Origin of the sequence: Cytobacillus purgationiresistens, assembly GCF_030813235.1 — a bacterium.
In the GTDB taxonomy this organism is placed as follows: domain Bacteria; phylum Bacillota; class Bacilli; order Bacillales; family Cytobacillaceae; genus Cytobacillus; species Cytobacillus purgationiresistens.
This window is the reverse complement of sequence record NZ_JAUSUB010000003.1, coordinates 96,019-112,701: the sequence shown is the minus strand read 5'-3', so window position 1 is coordinate 112,701 and position 16,683 is coordinate 96,019. Positions and strand designations below refer to the sequence as shown.

At 38.2% G+C, this 16,683-nt stretch carries 12 protein-coding genes and 1 pseudogene; 10 read left to right on the top strand and 3 right to left on the bottom strand.

Annotation, left to right across the window (positions count from 1 at the left end; all coding sequences use genetic code 11):
* Positions 1 to 197 precede the first annotated feature (197 nt).
* The 5 genes and pseudogenes from tagD to tagH all read left to right on the top strand — a co-directional run bounded on the left by tagD (position 198) and on the right by tagH (position 4,891).
* Positions 198 to 596: a glycerol-3-phosphate cytidylyltransferase gene (gene tagD, locus J2S17_RS04770; protein WP_307472433.1), complete on the top strand. Its 399-nt coding sequence runs from the start codon at positions 198 to 200 to the stop codon at positions 594 to 596.
* Positions 589 to 1,758 carry a CDP-glycerol glycerophosphotransferase family protein gene (locus J2S17_RS04765; RefSeq protein ID WP_307472431.1) on the top strand — a complete coding sequence of 390 codons (1,170 nt, stop codon included), beginning with the start codon at positions 589 to 591 and terminating at the stop codon, positions 1,756 to 1,758. The genes tagD and J2S17_RS04765 overlap by 8 nt, the downstream gene beginning before the upstream one ends.
* A gap of 16 nt (positions 1,759 to 1,774) precedes the next feature.
* A pseudogene (locus J2S17_RS04760) lies at positions 1,775 to 2,956 on the top strand (CDP-glycerol glycerophosphotransferase family protein); the annotation flags it as partial.
* A gap of 311 nt (positions 2,957 to 3,267) precedes the next feature.
* Positions 3,268 to 4,074, top strand: a complete 807-nt coding sequence (locus tag J2S17_RS04755) for an ABC transporter permease (protein ID WP_307472429.1) — start codon at positions 3,268 to 3,270, stop codon at positions 4,072 to 4,074.
* A 13-nt stretch (positions 4,075 to 4,087) separates the two neighbouring features.
* Complete coding sequence (tagH, locus tag J2S17_RS04750) at positions 4,088 to 4,891, top strand: teichoic acids export ABC transporter ATP-binding subunit TagH (RefSeq protein WP_307472427.1); 804 nt, start codon at positions 4,088 to 4,090, stop codon at positions 4,889 to 4,891.
* A 50-nt stretch (positions 4,892 to 4,941) separates the two neighbouring features.
* On the opposite strand, the gene J2S17_RS04745 is transcribed toward tagH, so the two are convergent.
* Entirely contained in the window at positions 4,942 to 7,050 is a 2,109-nt protein-coding gene (locus J2S17_RS04745) for a bifunctional glycosyltransferase/CDP-glycerol:glycerophosphate glycerophosphotransferase (protein ID WP_307472425.1), read from the bottom strand.
* Between the two features lie 199 nt (positions 7,051 to 7,249).
* Here J2S17_RS04745 and J2S17_RS04740 point away from each other — a divergent pair, with 199 nt between their 5' ends.
* Positions 7,250 to 8,572: an O-antigen ligase family protein gene (locus J2S17_RS04740; RefSeq protein ID WP_307472424.1), complete on the top strand. Its 1,323-nt coding sequence runs from the start codon at positions 7,250 to 7,252 to the stop codon at positions 8,570 to 8,572.
* Positions 8,573 to 8,588: 16 nt separating this feature from the next.
* Entirely contained in the window at positions 8,589 to 10,643 is a 2,055-nt protein-coding gene (locus tag J2S17_RS04735; protein WP_307472422.1) for an LTA synthase family protein, read from the top strand.
* Positions 10,644 to 10,660: 17 nt separating this feature from the next.
* Here the strand turns inward: J2S17_RS04735 and J2S17_RS04730 are convergent, their stop codons facing one another.
* The gene (locus J2S17_RS04730) at positions 10,661 to 11,821 is read right to left on the bottom strand and encodes a glycosyltransferase (RefSeq protein ID WP_307472420.1); all 1,161 of its coding nucleotides are present in this window, start codon (positions 11,819 to 11,821) and stop codon (positions 10,661 to 10,663) included.
* A complete protein-coding gene (gene murJ / locus J2S17_RS04725) occupies positions 11,814 to 13,355 on the bottom strand; it encodes a murein biosynthesis integral membrane protein MurJ (protein ID WP_307472418.1) in 1,542 nt (513 codons plus the stop codon). Before murJ ends, J2S17_RS04730 begins: the two co-directional genes overlap by 8 nt.
* 135 nt (positions 13,356 to 13,490) lie before the next feature.
* Between murJ and J2S17_RS04720 the strand changes: the two genes are divergently transcribed.
* The 3 genes from J2S17_RS04720 to J2S17_RS04710 all read left to right on the top strand — a co-directional run bounded on the left by J2S17_RS04720 (position 13,491) and on the right by J2S17_RS04710 (position 16,599).
* The gene (locus J2S17_RS04720; protein WP_307472416.1) at positions 13,491 to 14,210 is read left to right on the top strand and encodes a WecB/TagA/CpsF family glycosyltransferase; all 720 of its coding nucleotides are present in this window, start codon (positions 13,491 to 13,493) and stop codon (positions 14,208 to 14,210) included.
* A gap of 78 nt (positions 14,211 to 14,288) precedes the next feature.
* Positions 14,289 to 15,395, top strand: coding sequence for a glycosyltransferase (locus J2S17_RS04715; protein WP_307472414.1), 1,107 nt, complete (start codon positions 14,289 to 14,291; stop codon positions 15,393 to 15,395).
* A 154-nt stretch (positions 15,396 to 15,549) separates the two neighbouring features.
* Positions 15,550 to 16,599: an MraY family glycosyltransferase gene (locus J2S17_RS04710; RefSeq protein ID WP_307472412.1), complete on the top strand. Its 1,050-nt coding sequence runs from the start codon at positions 15,550 to 15,552 to the stop codon at positions 16,597 to 16,599.
* Positions 16,600 to 16,683 lie beyond the last annotated feature (84 nt).

The window sequence follows — 16,683 nt, the reverse complement described above, 5'->3', positions numbered from 1 at the left end:
CCTTGAATGTACAGCTAAAAACCTATAAAATGAATTTTAGTTATACTTATAAAGTATTGTATAAAGGTTGAAAAGGATTTGTTACTAGTCTGTAATCAAAATTAGTTATGATAGAATATAAGAGTTTATTTATTTAATAATATAGAAAATGAAAAAAACATCACTCGTTGTTGATTATTTTCAGGAGGAGATATAGAATGCGTAAAGTTATTACTTATGGAACATTTGATTTACTCCACTGGGGTCATATTAATATTTTAAAGAGAGCTAAAGAACTTGGTGACTATGTAATTGTCGCGATCTCATCAGATGAATTTAATGAACTTAAAAATAAAAAAGCTTATCATAGCTTTGAAAACCGTAAAATGATTCTTGAGTCTATTAGATATGTGGATGAAGTCATTGCCGAGGAAAAATGGGAACAAAAAATTGATGATGTAATTAAGCATGATGTAGATGTATTTGTCATGGGAGATGATTGGGAAGGCAAGTTTGACTTCCTTAAAGATTACTGCGAAGTAGTATATCTTCCAAGAACTGTAGGTATATCAACATCTAAGATAAAAAAGGACCTTTTAAAAGTTAATAATGGCTAGAGAGTGTATCATAACGATTTACTTATTTGTTTTTAAGATCCTATTTAATATCTTTAAGCTGTTTCCGCTAAAGAATAAGACAACGTTTGTCGTATCCTTTGGGGACAATAGCTTGTACGTATATAAAGAGCTAAGAAAAAAAGAATATAGCGGTGATATAGTCTTTTTAAACAGTAAAGGTGTTAAATTCAAGGGATCTGATAAGGAAAACGTAAAGATATACCATTTTGAGACGTATCATGTATTTGATACGTTTTTCTCAATTTATCACCTTGCCACATCAAAGCATATTTTGATCGACAACTATTATGGCTTCCTTTCAACAGTAAAGTTTAAAGAGGGAGTAGTTTGCACACAATTGTGGCATGCGGCTGGAGCTATAAAAAAATTCGGCTTATTAGACCCTTCCAGTGAAACACGGTCAAAAAGGGCAAATAAACGGTTTCTAAAGGTGTACAATCAATTTGATAAAATAGTGGTTGGCTCTGACCAATTAGCCCAGATTTACTATGAAGCATTTGCTGCGTCAAAAGAGAGAATACTAAAAACAGGCATTCCTCGTACTGATTTATTATATGACCAAGCTAAAGGTGAAAAGAAAATGAATAAAATCATGAAGAAGTTTCCGGCATTGGAGAATAAGAAAATTATTCTGTATGCGCCGACTTATCGTGAATCAGACCTGCACTCCTTTGAATTGCACTTAGATATTTCCTTGATGGTGGAGCATTTGGGGGAGGAGTATGTCCTATTGCTGAAGCTTCACCCTGCTGTAAAAGGTCAGTATACGTTGCCCGAGCATTTGTCAGACTCTGTCATTGATTGCAGCGGTCTTTTTAAAGTCAATGACTTGCTTTTTGTAAGCGATTATTTGATAACTGATTATTCCTCTATTCCATTTGAATATGCGATTTTAGAAAAGCCAATGATCTTTTTCCCTTATGATATTGAATCATATGAAAAGGAAAGAGGGTTTTGGCAGGATTATACAGAATTTGTTCCAGGTCCAGTCGCATTTCATACGCAGGAAATCATTGATATTCTTCTTAATCAATCGTTTGATTATGAGGAAATCAGGAAATTTAAAGAAGAGTGGAATGAATATTCACAAGGCAAATCAAGTGAGAATTTAGTTAATACATTGTTCTTTAATGAAGACTAGGAGTACAAGTATGAACTTAGTGAGAAAATTGAAAAAGCATCCTATTATACATTTGATTTATAAGTGGTTGTTTATCTTTGTTGGCAAGTTGCCAGTAAATAAAAACCTGATTATATTTGAAAGCTTCTTAGGTAAGCAATATAGCTGTAACCCTCGTGCCATTTATGAATATATAGAGGCTCATCATCCAGAGTTCGAATTATATTGGAGTGTTGACCCGCATTATATAAAGGAATTTCAAGATGAAAATATTCCATACATTAAACGCTTCTCAGTTTCTTGGTTATTCATGCTGGCGCGGGCAAGATATTGGGTAACAAATAGCCGTATGCCCGTGTGGATTCCGAAGCCCAAGCATACTACCTATTTGCAAACGTGGCACGGCACTCCTTTGAAAAAGCTGGCTTTCGATTTGGACGAAATACAAATGGCAGGGACAGATACAGCTAAATATAAAAAAGAGTTTTATATTGAATCAAGAAATTGGGATTACTTAATATCGCCTAATCAATACTCAACAGAAATATTTAAGTCAGCTTTTAAGTATGACAAGGAAATGATTGAGTCTGGTTACCCAAGAAATGATATTCTACATGCAAATAATTTAGAAAACGTTTCTAATGATTTGAAAATGAAATATAATATCCCGTTGGATAAGAAGGTCATCCTTTATGCTCCTACGTGGCGAGATAATCAATTTCATGCTGTCGGCAAGTATAAATTCGATATGCAATTGGATTTGCAGAAGCTTCGTGAAGCCATCGGTGATGAGTATGTAATCATTTTAAGAATGCATTACCTCGTTGCAGAGAATTTTGATTTAAGCTCGTTTGAAGGTTTTGTTTATGATTTCTCACTGCATGGTGATATAAGAGAGCTTTATCTTATGTCAGACTTACTCATTACTGATTATTCCTCTGTCTTTTTTGACTTCGCAAATTTAAGGAGACCAATCATATTCTTTGTGTATGATATCGATTCATACAGAGATGATTTAAGAGGGTTTTACTTTGATCTGCAAGAAAAAGCGCCAGGTCCACTAGTGAAAACAACAGACGAGATCATTGACGCGATTAATTCAATAAATGATAGTGAGCATCGACCGTCCTATGAAGCATTCTATCAGGATTTTTGCTATCTTGAAGATAGTCAATCGACACGAAGAGTGGTAGAAAAGGTATTTCGGTTAAAGGAATGAAAAAAGCCTTAGCGAAAGCTAAGGTTTTTACATGCTAGAAAGTATCAATGAGACGCAAATGTTGGATTGAAATATTTTTATCCTCTTGAAGAAAGCTAGAAGTCCTTTATTCACCGGTTGGGTAATTTTGGATAATTAAAACAAGAGTGCATATGAACGAGAAGAGATTGAACTATATTTTGCATCAATAATAAGGTCTAAAGTTGTGTCACCAATCACTATTACGTATAATTATCATTGTAGTTTATGATGATAAATGATTTGGGTAATAACTGAATACAGATTTGATTTCGGGAAGGAATTTATAATCTATGAGCTCTATGTTTAAAGTCATAAAAGAACAGATTGAAAGCTTTTATTTAATCAGACGACTTTCATTATATGAATTAAAAAGTACAAATAATAATAATTACTTAGGAATGATGTGGGAGCTGCTCAATCCCGGAATACAGATTGCTATATACTGGTTTGTATTTGGTTACGGTATTAGAGAGGGTAGAGATATAGATGGAGTCCCGTTTTTTCAATGGATGCTTGCAGGGATTGTTGTTTGGTTCTTTATTAATCCTTCGATTTCTCAAGGTTCAAAATCGATTTATACAAGAATACGAATGATATCAAAAATGAGCTTTCCGATGAGTGTCATACCAACTTATGTGATTTTCTCAAAGCTATATCCGCATATGGTATTAGTCGTTATCTCAACTGCTATTTTACATTTTACTGGTTATCCGATTAGTATTTATTTTATACAAATACCTTATTTCTTATTTGGCACAATCGCATTGCTGCTCGCCATTTCATTGATCACATCAACTTTATCGACGATTGTGAGAGATGTCCAGCAAATTGTACAAGCAATATTAAGAATCATGATCTATCTTCTACCCATACTTTGGGTCACATTTAGCTTGCCGGAATGGGTGCAATCTGTGATGAAAGTTAATCCGTTGTTCTACCTAGTGGAAGGGTATCGCCATGCATTGCTTGGGCAAGGCTGGTATATCATATCGGATCCCTACTATACACTCTACTTTTGGCTGATTGTATTCATCCTATTCTGGATAGGTTCAGCATTGCATGTGAAATTTAGAAAGCATTTTATTGATTTCTTATAATGGAAGTGATGATGTGTCAAAATCTGTCATTGTTAAAAACGTGACTAAAAAATATAAATTATATAATAAAACATCAGAAAAGCTGCTTGATATTCTTTTGCCAAAGAGTTATGGAGAAGATTTCTACGCTTTGAGAAATATCAGCTTTGAAGCTGAAGAAGGCGATATTATAGGTTTTGTAGGTGTAAATGGATCAGGAAAATCCACACTTTCCAATGTGATCGCTGGAGTTGTGCCGCAAACAGGTGGTACGGTTGATATAAAAGGCAATGCTTCATTAATTGCAGTGTCGGCAGGGCTGAATAATCAGCTGACAGGCAGGGAAAACATTGAATTAAAATGCTTGATGCTCGGCTTTAGCAAAAAGGAAATTAGAGGCTTAGAACCAGATATTATTGAATTTGCAGAGCTGGATAAATTTATTGATCAACCGGTGAAATCATACTCCAGCGGGATGAAATCGCGTTTGGGATTTTCTATATCCGTGCATACAGATCCCGATGTCCTTATCATTGATGAAGCACTTTCTGTAGGTGACAAAGCCTTTGCTGAAAAATGCTTGGATAAAATGAATGAATTCAAGGCGAGAGGTAAAACGATGTTCTTTATTAGTCACTCGATTGGACAAATGAAGCAATTCTGTGAAAAAGCAATTTGGCTTGAATTTGGACAAGTAAGAATGTCTGGTGATATTAAAGAAGTCATACCTGAATACGAAAAGTTCTTAAATGAATATAAAGCGATGACAAATGAAGAGAAGAAGAATTTCAGAGAAAAAGCTATGCAACAGCAAAGTGAGTCCACTGTGACATCCTGATAAAAAGAAAGGGAGAAGCCGGCTTAACGGCTTCTCCCTTTTATTTATACTCAATCTTTAAATACTGTTTGAACAGCCTTTTCGGTGGCATGTCCTTTTTCCCAGCCGCAAAACTTATTATAAAAGCGTGCGTATTTATCTTCGTATTGTCTTTCAACTTCTTCTATATTGCTGATGGCAGAAATAATTTCTTCCGTAGATTTTAACAGAGGACCAGGTACCTCTTCCTCCATATCAATATAAAATCCGCGCAAGGTATCGCGATACTTTTCAAGGTCATAAGTGTAGAACAGAATCGGCCTTTTTAAATTAGAGTAATCGAAAAAGACAGAGGAGTAGTCCGTAATTAATATATCAGATATTAAATAAAGCTCAGCAATATCATCGTATTTGGATAGATTATAAGCAAAATCTTCGACTCCGGTTGTTTCTATATGATCGGCGATAAAGTAATGCATCCGAAGCAAGATGACATACTCATCACCCAATTCGTTTTTCATTTTTTCGAGGTCAAGCATTAACTTGAATTTATATTTACCTGGTGCATAAAAGTCATCGTCTCTCCATGTTGGCGCATAAAGAATGACTTTCTTATCTGCTGGGATATTCAATTTTTCTTTGACTTTCTTTGCGTTTGTTTCCTTAATGTTAGAATGAAGCATATCATTTCTTGGATAACCGAATTCGAGCATCTGCTTGTCAAACTTAAAGGCTCTTTTAAAGATATCGCTGGAATATTGATTAGCAGATATTAAGTAGTCCCATCTTCTCGATTGCTCAAAAAAGTGACCCTTGTATTTTGGATTAGCAGAATAAACTTCATTCATATCGAATACGAGCTTTTTTAATGGAGTGCCATGCCAGGTTTGTAAGTAAACATTTCCTTCCCTCTTATTGAGATGAAGGGGGATTCTGGAGTTACTTACCCAGTATTTTGATGTCGCTAAATAATAATAATATTGCAGGCTAAAACGCTTGACCTGCTTGGCGTTCCCAGGAATTTCTCTCTTTTTATTAAATATCCAAATAAACTGATAGTCTGGATTGTTTTCAAGCATATATTCATATATGTTCTTTGGACTATCAGAATAATTTTTTCCAAGAAAGCTTTCAAATACGATGCTCTTTTCTTTCAATGGCAGTCTTGTGAAAACCTTTTTATATAAAAAGGTTTTTAGCTTTGTTCGTCCAGAAAGTGCTGTTTTTATATCTTTTAAAAGGATTTCCGTTTCTGTTTGTTGAATGAACTTCTTATAGTTCTCATTTTTCAAGGACTTCCATTGGGCTTTCACAAATGAATTCAACTTTTGTTTAGGCTGAGTACTGCTTTTTTGCACAGCAGCTGAAATTAAAGGCAAAGTGGCCTGGTCTTGATAAAACAGATGATGCTTTAGCTTATAGTATGACAACAAATGATCATCTAAAAACATGTTAATTTGATCGCTGTTTTTATAGTTGTCCTTTAGGAAAAGGTAGACCGTTAAAAAATCAACTGCTTTTTTATTTGCGTCTAATTGGACTAAGGCAGGGTTTGAAATCGGATCATTTCGGACCCTTTTGCTATAGCTTGCCTCTTTTATCATTGGTGTTTCAGTTACGTTCAGATGATGCATCATATCGACAATAAAGGGAAGGTCTGCATAACAAGTGACTTCCTCTGAGAACTTGATTTGATGGCTTTTAATGAAGTCTAATTTTATTAAACGATTTAGTGCTGATATATTGTCAAAGCTCTTTTCAAGTGTCTGGTTTACCCGTGTAGCTTCCGGTTTGATGTCCGTGGATTCAACTTTAGTGGTTGTAAGGATGGTTGATCCGGATATCATGTCATGGTCATTAATGTGATTCACTAATAACTCGAGCGTATGAGGAGGTAAATAATCGTCGCTATCGAGAAAATAGATATAATCATGTGAAGCCTTTTCTACGCCAAGATTACGTGCAAACCCAACACCTTTATTTTCATTTATGTGTAATGGAAGGATTCTAGCATCCTCCTGTGATAATTGTTCAATTAGTTCTGTACATGATTCTTCTGAACCGTCATTGATTAACATTAATTCCAAATGATTATAGGTTTGATTCATTACAGAATAGACGGATTCCTGAAGAAATTCTGCTGTATTGTAAACAGGCATGATGACCGTTATTTTCTTCATATCTTTCTCCTTTTGAATTATTCCTTTCAATTTTATTATTTTATCATGTTTTTTATAGAAAGAAAGGTTAGCATAATGTTTGGTTAACAATGTATGATGAATAATGGCAGATAAGAAAAAATCTGCATATTTACATAAAAAAGTAAATATTTTATCATAAAAGAAGATCTTTCAAAAAACACCGTGAAGAGGTATAAAGATGAAAATATCCCATTCCGCTTTTAGTCAATTGAATCATGTTTTTTTGCTGTTTATTTTACTGCAGCCATTATTGGATTTATTTACGTCATTGTCATTGAGGCTGATTGGAAATGATTTAACGTTTGGTTTGCTTATCCGCGTGCTGTTTTTAGGGGCAGCAGGTTTATATTTAGTGCTCGTTCGTAATCAGGAGCAAAAGAAAAATCTTATTTATTTCACCCTAGTGGTAGTCCTATTCCTTTTGAATATAGTAATCAATTATACTTCAAAGCCTATATTTTTGCCGATGGAGGAAGGTAAGTTTTTAATCAAGATCATCTATTTCAATGTGGCATTATGTTTATATTATGTACTGTTTACCACAACAGACAAATCACTTTGGAGAGAGAGTGCCCTGCGTTATGTAGCATACGCGGTGTTCTTGATTGGTGCCTTGATGACTGCCGCTGGTTTGACTGGTACAGGGTTTGCCAGCTACGAAGGCGGCAAAATGGGGCATGTTGGCTGGTTTTATGCAGGAAATGAGATTGGGGCCATCATGGCCATTGGTATCCCTGTTTGCTTGCTGCTGGCAATCAAGAAGTCGAAATGGTATTGGCTACTGCTATTATGTGTCGGTTATGGATTGTTGGCTCTCGGTACCAAGGTAGGTTTAGGTGCTATCGTTATTACGTTACTGATAGGACTGGTTTTCACTGTTCTGCACGTATGGCGATTCGGCAAAGCAAGCACCAATGATCTTCCTAAGTCTAGAATCGTGATTTTGGCCGTCCTTCTAGTAGGTACGATTTTAATTACCCCATTCACACCTCTTGCTCATAATATGAATATGCATTTATCATGGCTTGGCATCAATTATGAAGAAGAAGAGGTAATTGAGGCGCCGGTGGTGACAGAGGAACAGGTGCAAAATATCGTTTATAGTGGCAGGGAAAAGTATTGGGAGGATTATCAAGCGTATTTTTCCGAGGCTCCTCTTTCACAAAAGCTGTTTGGGATGGGCTATGCTGGGAACTATAATGAAGAAGCAAAAATGATTGAAATGGACTTTCATGATATCTTTTATTCATTAGGTATTATTGGATCAGTTCTATACTTTGGTCCATTTTTGTATATGGTTTATCAGTTAGTCAGAACGTTAATTAAACGGTTTTCGTTTTATCTTGATATCGAAAATGCTTTAGTTTCAGCCGGTATTCTACTGGGGCTTGGCATCTCATTTACTGCAGGTCATGTATTAACAGCACCGGGTGTTAGTTTATATTTGGCTGTGCTGGTTGCATTTTTAGCAGCAAAGGCAAAGAGAGAGTTAGAATCATAAAACAGGAAGAAGGCTAATGATGGATAGAAGGGGCTTTATCAAGTGTGTTTTGTGGACTTTTGCGATGGCAGCCATGGCGGTTATGGTGGTTGAATCTATCCATAGAGGAAGTCTGTTTGCGATGTTTGGCTGGGTTGCCCGCTATCCGACTCAAGCTTTCTATCTATTTAGCCTTTTTTTATTTGGCTTCGGGGTCCTTTTTGTCATGAAACAGAGAGGATTCTTTGTTGGTACAAGCTTCGTACTGATATTATTTTCAGTCTTGGCATTTGCCAGTTATACAAAGGAGCGGCTGCGTGGCGACCCGCTGTTACCGATTGATCTGCTTATGGTCGGTGAAGCAAAGAATATGCTGCAGTTCTTTTCAGCGATGTCTTGGTGGACATGGCTTTTTGCTGTTGCAGGAGTCATTTTGGCCATGGGTGTATTGATCTTCATTTTTAGGAGTTTGGGTAAAGGCCGAAGAACAAAATGGCACTATATTATACCGGCAATCTCGTTTTTTCTCCTCTTATTGCTCATTTTAGTCGACTTTTCACATGGGAATCACCCTGCAAGTGAAAAAGAAAATTATCATGAGAATGGAGTGGTTGTCAGTTTTATAAGAAACATATCAGGGGTGAAGTCAGAACCCCCTGAAGGATATTCTGAAGACGGCTTTGCAAGCTTATTAAAAGAATGGCAGCCAACAGAGGCTGCCTCTAATCGAAAGCCTCATATTATTATGGTGATGAGTGAGGCGTTTTGGGATCCGACAGTCATGAGTCAGGTTGAATATAATCAAGATCCACTGCCAAACTTCCATGGGCTGGCTGATCAATATTCTTCTGGCATGCTTCATGTGCCTGTTTATGGGGGCTCAACAGCCAATACGGAATTTGAGGTGTTAACGGGCATGAGTCAGCAGTTTCTTCCCGCAGGAGCTATTGCTTATAAAAGCCATATAAGCAAGCCTTTGCCTGCATTGCCGCAGCTATTGAAAATGCAGGGTTATGAAACAAGCGTTTACCATACCTATCACAATTGGTTTTATGAGCGAAATACTGCCTATCGCTGGCTTGGCTTTGACCATTTCGTCAGTCTTGAATTTTTCCCGAATCCAGTGCAGGACATGATGTATTATCGCGATAATGAAATCACCGATGAAATTCTTAAAAAAGTAAAGGGTAGTGAAGACCCGCAATTTATTTATGCGATAACGATGCAGAATCATGGTCCTTATCGAACAGATGCGAAGAAGTTCTATGCCACGATGGAGGCACAGCGCAAAGAAGGCGCATTGACTGCAGATGCGAAAAATATCTTAGAGTTCTATGCGGATAATCTTGTGGAGGTAGATAAGGAGCTGAAGCGGCTTGTAACAGAGCTTGCGGAGATGGGCGAGGATAGTATTGTTGTTTTCTTTGGCGACCATTTACCACTATTGGGTGATGATTATCAGGTATATAAAGAAGCAGGCTATTTTCAATCTGATCAGGAATATGATGACTATATGAAAATGTATTCAACACCGCTCCTAGTGTGGGACCCTCTTCAGAATGAAAAAGAGGAGCTGCAAATGAGCAGTCCATTTCTAGGTGCTTATCTTTTGGAGAAGGCTGGCTTGCAGGGCTACTATTTAACGGATTATTTGAATGAATTGAGGAAGAAAGATCAATCTTTGCTGTTAAGGACTGATTTTGAAAAGTTTGGAGGGCTCACAACAGACGAACGGGAAACCTATGAGTTGCTGCAATATGATTTATTATCTGGCGGGAGACAAGGTCTTGCATTAGCAGACCTGCAGCTGGCTGAAAACAAGCAGTATCGGCTGGGCTTGGGTGATCCGCAGATCGATCAAGTTGAACGGACGGTATATAAGGGAAGGCAGGCATTATTGCTAAAGGGCAGTTATTTTACGACCAGTTCACAGGTTTATATTAATAATCAAGCGGCCGATTATACATTTATTAATGAAAATGAGATGGTTGCTTTTGTACCGGATAAGGAAGCTGTGAAGAAGGTGCAGCTGAAGATATACGACAGTGAAGATACGCGCCTGGCTGAAAGCAACGAATATAAAGTGGAATAAAATAAAATCCCAAGCGCTCACTGCGCTTGGGATTTTATCATTTCCTCAACCCTCTGCCATCTTGCATCCCAGGAATTTTCTTTCCCCACTGACTGTCTCTGAGAGATTTTCTCCGAAGCGTTCATGATCTCAGGATCTTCAATCAGCCCTCTCATCACTTTAACGAGCTCGTCCGCATCTGTAACGATGTCAATGACGTCCTTATAGTGAACGACTTCAGGAAGTGGTGTGGATATAACGGGCTTGCCTGCAGATAAATATTCGTACATCTTAATCGGATTCACGCTTTTCGTCAGCTTATTCATGCGAAACGGGATTAAGCAGGCATCAAACGATTGAATATAATTTGGCAGATTCTTATATGGTTTACTCCCTAAGAAGTGAACATTTTTCAATGACTTGAAATGATCTATGGATGTATCAACTGGACCTATCATCACAAATGAGCAATCGGCAAGTTTCCTGGCTGCTTCAGCTATCAGGTCTAAATCGATCCAATCGCTAACTCCGCCGACGAAACCGATGATTGGTTTAGGGATATTTGCGATGTCATGAGGTGTGAGCAGGGTCTCAGTTTGAACCCTTGCAAAATGCTCATATTCCGCCCCATTTTGCACAAGGTGAAAATCGGATGCCCATTCTTGTCGATCCTCTAATAATTGGCGAGCAGTGGCAAAACAGACATGCGCTTTTTCCATGAGCTCCTGCTCCATTGCACTGACGAGTTTGGGATCAATCAGACCAGTGAAAGCAGCATGGTCATCAACGCAGTCATAATAAATACGCGAAAATGAAATGTGCTTAGTCATATCGATGGAGTTTGGCAAGAATGAATAAAGTTCAGCCTGCTGGGCGCCAATTTGTTTCATTGCCTTTTTAACTTCCTTGGCAATCCATCTTTGATTGAGCCGATTCACCATGCGGATTTTATTGCCGAATGGCAAGATGGGCGGCGGACTTAATACGTATAAGTGTTTATCGATTTGCTGGAGCCCGTTTTTCCACCGACGCCAGTTTTGTACGAGCTGTTTGTTCTTGAGCGGCCCGAGCAAGCTGACTGGCGGTTCAATATAAATGACGGTGTGTCCGGATCCGGCAGCCCGTCTCATAAAGTGGTGCGGGCGATGCTGAACGCCTTCCCAATCACCAGCTGAGGTGGTAATCATGACATTATCCATGTTTCTTCCTCCGAATTTTGGATGAAATGAAGGTGGTTAACCATTGCATTTCAGGTATTTTTAATATTGATGCACCGATGGCTGTGAAAGTAAATGCTATGGCTGATGATAATAGAAATGAAAGGATCGGATGGATGCCTTCAAATAATGATTTTGCCATAAACAGAAGGGCATATCCAATAACGAATAGCAGCAGTAGCCTTCCGATACTCCAAAGGAAATTGGTCATTTCCTGTTTTTCTATTTCAGCTTTTTTCGGTAAATACATAAACAAAAAGATCGTTTGCAAGCCCATTGCGATTGAGGTGGCTAAAGCAATGCCGCCTACGCCCAAATAGGGGGATAGTATAATGCTTAAAATAATATTCACTACTATTGACGCGATACTTGCATACATGGTTACCTTTGTTGCCTGAATCGCAATGAAGCAGCGATTGAGAAACTCTTTTAGCGCGATAAATATCATGCCGAATGTATAGAAGAAGAAAGCGGTTGTTGTCAGGAGTGAAGCATCATCATCAAAAGCACCCCGCTTGTAAGCAAGGTCAACCAGTGTTTGACTCTCCACAAGCATGACAATGGTGATAGGAATGCCAATAAGAGCAATTACACTTAATCCTTGAAATACATGCCGTACAAAATGCTTGCTCTTTTCCGCTGCTGCATCGACAATAGATGGGAAAAGAACGGTTATGAATGAAAGCAGTACGATGCTTAAAGGCAGAAACATTAATTTATTCGCATAGTTTAATGCGGAGACGCTTCCCGCTTGCAATCCGGAAGCAATCATCCGATCTACGACTGCATTCAATTGATACGCAATCGATGCAATAATAATGGGTGAGAGCGCTAAAAAAGTATTTTTAAATAATTTTTTATGAGCCTTAAAGTTGAAATTAAGTTTAAGCACTTTGTATTTTCTGATAAAAGGATATTGGACGAAAAATTGACTGATTGCCCCTAATAAAGTGGCAACGGCAATTCCATAAATACCGTAAAAGTTAGTTAAAAAAATAATAGCAAATATAATTAATAAATTTTGCGGAATTGCACCAAATGCAGGAGGTGCAAATGTCTTCTCATATTCCAGTATGCCAGTTGTGACCGCAGATAAAACATAGAAACAAAAGCTTGGCAGCATAATCATTGTTAACATATTTGTCAGCTGCAGCTGCTCGTCACTGAAGCCAGGAGCCATCAGTTTAGTAATGAATGGTGTTAGAAAAAAACATATGACGGTAATGACCACAGCACCAATCAGGAACAGGGTCGATAACACACTAATGATCTCGCTTGCTTCCTCTTTACCTTTTTTCTTCGCTTCTGCATAGAGCGGTACCATTCCGGTTGTAATTGCCATGCCTACCGCTGTAAAAAGAAGAACAGGGATAATCGAGGCAACAAAATAAGCATCTGAAGTGATCGATGTCCCAAAATAAGACGCCATCAGAAGCTCGCGGCCAAACCCTAATATCTTACTCACAATGGCAATTAGTGTAATTGTACCTGCTGCTTTTAAAACGTAATTTTTCATAAAACGCTCCAGATTCTCTTTTAGGATACACTATTATATAATAGGTCCTTCTATTCAAAATTACCAATTTTTAATTCAATTTTATGTAAAAACATGGTATTGTAAATCTGGACAAGATAAAACGAGGTTGAAATAATGAATAAACACGTGGAAATATTAGATATATCTTTTATCAATACAAGTTTTAGTGATATGGAGGAGAAAATTGCCAACCATATAAACAAAGGGGAAAAATCTTTTGTTGTCACAGCCAATCCGGAAATTGTCATGCATGCAAAGGAAGATGCGGATTATAAAGGATACGTTCAATCGGCAGATTATGTCGTTCCTGATGGGAATGGTATTTTGCTCGCTGCGAATATGCTTAAGCAGCCATTAAAGGAAAGAATTACAGGCTACGACTTGACCATTTCGCTTTTACAAAAGGCAAATGCTAAAGGGTGGAATGTATATCTGCTTGGTGGAAGGGAAGAAGTAAATAAAAGAGCAGCTGATCGGATGAAGGCAGATTACCCTTTAATGAATTTAGTCGGCAGGCATGATGGCTATTTTGATTGGAATGATTCTGTGCTTAAAGAGGAAATCGCCTCTTTAAATCCTGACCTGATTCTAGTTGCACTCGGTTTTCCGCGTCAGGAAAAATGGATAGCCGAGAACATTGCTTCTTTTTCAAAAGGGGTGTTCATTGGTGTCGGCGGGAGTATTGATGTAATTGCAGGAGAAGTAAAAAGGGCACCACAATTTTGGCAAAGGCTTAAGCTGGAGTGGTTTTACCGTTTGTTGAAGCAGCCATCACGCTGGAAAAGGATGATGGCCTTGCCAAAGTTTGTCATCGAGGTAATGAAAACAAAGTAAAAAAATAATTGCAGTTGCTTGCAACCTTTCATGACGGTGCACCGTCTAATATTATGACAATACAAAGGATGGGTTACCATGAAGGTGCTTCATTTAAATGCTGGAAACGAAACAGGTGGAGGGATGTTCCATATTTTGGATCTATTGGAGACCCTTGACCCAACCACATTTATTTTAGGAGTTTTTGAATCTGGTCCGATGTTTGAAGAAGCAGTAAAACGGGGAATTAAAGTACATCTATTTCAAACAAAAAGACGTTGGGATTTTTCAGTTGTTTATAAAATCATTGATTTTATTAAGGAAGAAAAAGTGACCATGCTCCATACTCACGGGGCAAGGGCCAATTGTTTTGGTTATTTCTTGAAGCAAAAGCATCGGGAGTGCTCTTGGATCACAACTGTTCACAGTAACCCCCACGACGATTTTTTACAAAAAGGTTTAAAAGGCCGATTTTTTACGCAGCTTCACCTTTGGGCGTTAAAGCGACCGGATTACTATTTTGCCATTTCTAACCGTTTTAAGGATATGTTGGTTTCGCAAGGCGTTCAGGAGAATAAAGTCACCACCATTTTTAATGGCATTGATTTTTCAAAAAGAGAGCCGTCTACGATAGTAAAAAGAAGTGATCTGAATTTGTCTGAGAAGGATTTTGTAATTGCAATGGTTGCGAGGTTGACTCCAGTTAAAGGTCATACGACAGCGTTAATGGCGTTAAAGGAAATTGTCACAGACTATCCGCATGTAAAACTTTTATTGATTGGCGATGGCTTCTTGGAATGGGAGCTGAAAAAGCGGGTCGAAGAGCTGGAATTGACAGATCAAGTGTCCTTTCTAGGTTATCGGAAGGATGTAGATGCACTTTTGCAAATCTCTGATCTTAAGCTTCTTACTTCATATAGTGAAAGCTTTCCCCTTGTGTTGCTTGAAGCAGCGAGAGCGAAAAATGCGATTATCACCACCGATGTAGGCGGGGTAAGGGACCTCATCCCTTCCCAGGAATTTGGCTGGGTAATCCCTGTTAAGGATCATTTCGCACTGACGGTCGCTTTAGTGGAAGCGATTGAGCAACAGGCCACTGGAGAGTTGGCTGAAAAAGGTGAACGCTTATATGAGCGCGCTTCCGCCTTATTCACAGTCGAGCATTTTCGTGAAAATGTGATAAAAGCTTACAAAAAATGGGTGTGAAATATTACAGTTTTTGTCGAAAAAGATACAAACGTAATAGCAGCTTGTGTGATATAATGGGGACATTATGTATACGTACGTGTAAAATTTTTTTGTAAAATATGCCTGATTCCGTGTGTGAGAAAGGGGCATTCTATTCATAGGGAGGGTCTTTATGATTTATTTGACCTTAATATTATGTTTTATATGCTCCGTTCTTCTAACACCGTTAGTGAAAAAGCTAGCCTTCAAAGTAGGAGCAACCGATAAGCCTAACAATAGGAAAGTTCATGAAAAGGTCATGCCTCGTTTAGGCGGATTAGCGATCTATTTGAGCTTTCTTATAGGGATATTAATTTTTCAGCCAAGCCAAGATCATCACTGGCCAATTATGGTTGGTGGCCTCATTATCATTGTTCTTGGTATGCTCGATGACATTTTTGATCTCCCGGCAAAATTAAAGTTTGTAGTCCAGATTGCTGCGGCGCTTGTTGTTGTCCTTTGGGGCGGGGTTCAGGTAGACTTCATCAATAGTCCATTTGGTGAAGGCGAGATCAACTTTGGTTATTTTACGATCCCGATTACTATTTTATGGATTGTTGGTGTGACAAACGCGATTAACCTCATTGATGGTCTTGATGGCCTTGCAGCCGGTGTTTCATCGATCGCCCTATTTACGATTGCGGGAATGGCCGTATTCATGGGTAATACGTATGTCATTGCCGTCGCATCATTGCTGCTCGTTGCTACTCTGGGATTTTTAATTTTTAATTTTCACCCAGCTAAGATATTTATGGGGGATACCGGGGCGCTTTTTCTAGGTTATATGATTGCAGTGCTCGCTTTATTAGGCTTTAAGAACGTTACGATGATTTCCTTTATCATCCCTGTTCTGATCCTCGGTGTGCCGCTCTCTGATACGTTCTTTGCAATATTCAGACGAATCTTAAATAAACAACCGATTTCAGCACCGGATAAGTCGCATCTGCATCATTGTTTATTAAATGCAGGCTTTACACATAGACAAACAGTATTGCTCATTTATGCAATTGCGGCAAGTTTCGGTTTGGTCGCGATCATCTTTTCTCAAGCCAAAATATGGGGCGCGCTCTTACTGATTGGTGTCGTTCTCCTCCTGCTTGAGCTTTTCGCAGAAATCATCGGTTTGCTCGGAAAAGATTATCAGCCGCTATTGAAACGGTTGAAAGGTAAAGGGAATACCTAGGAAGCTAACAATTTTTGTTGGCTTCTTTTTTTGCGAATCTTTAAGATTAGTAGGGAAATTGAGAGAATAAAAGGATGCAAAGAT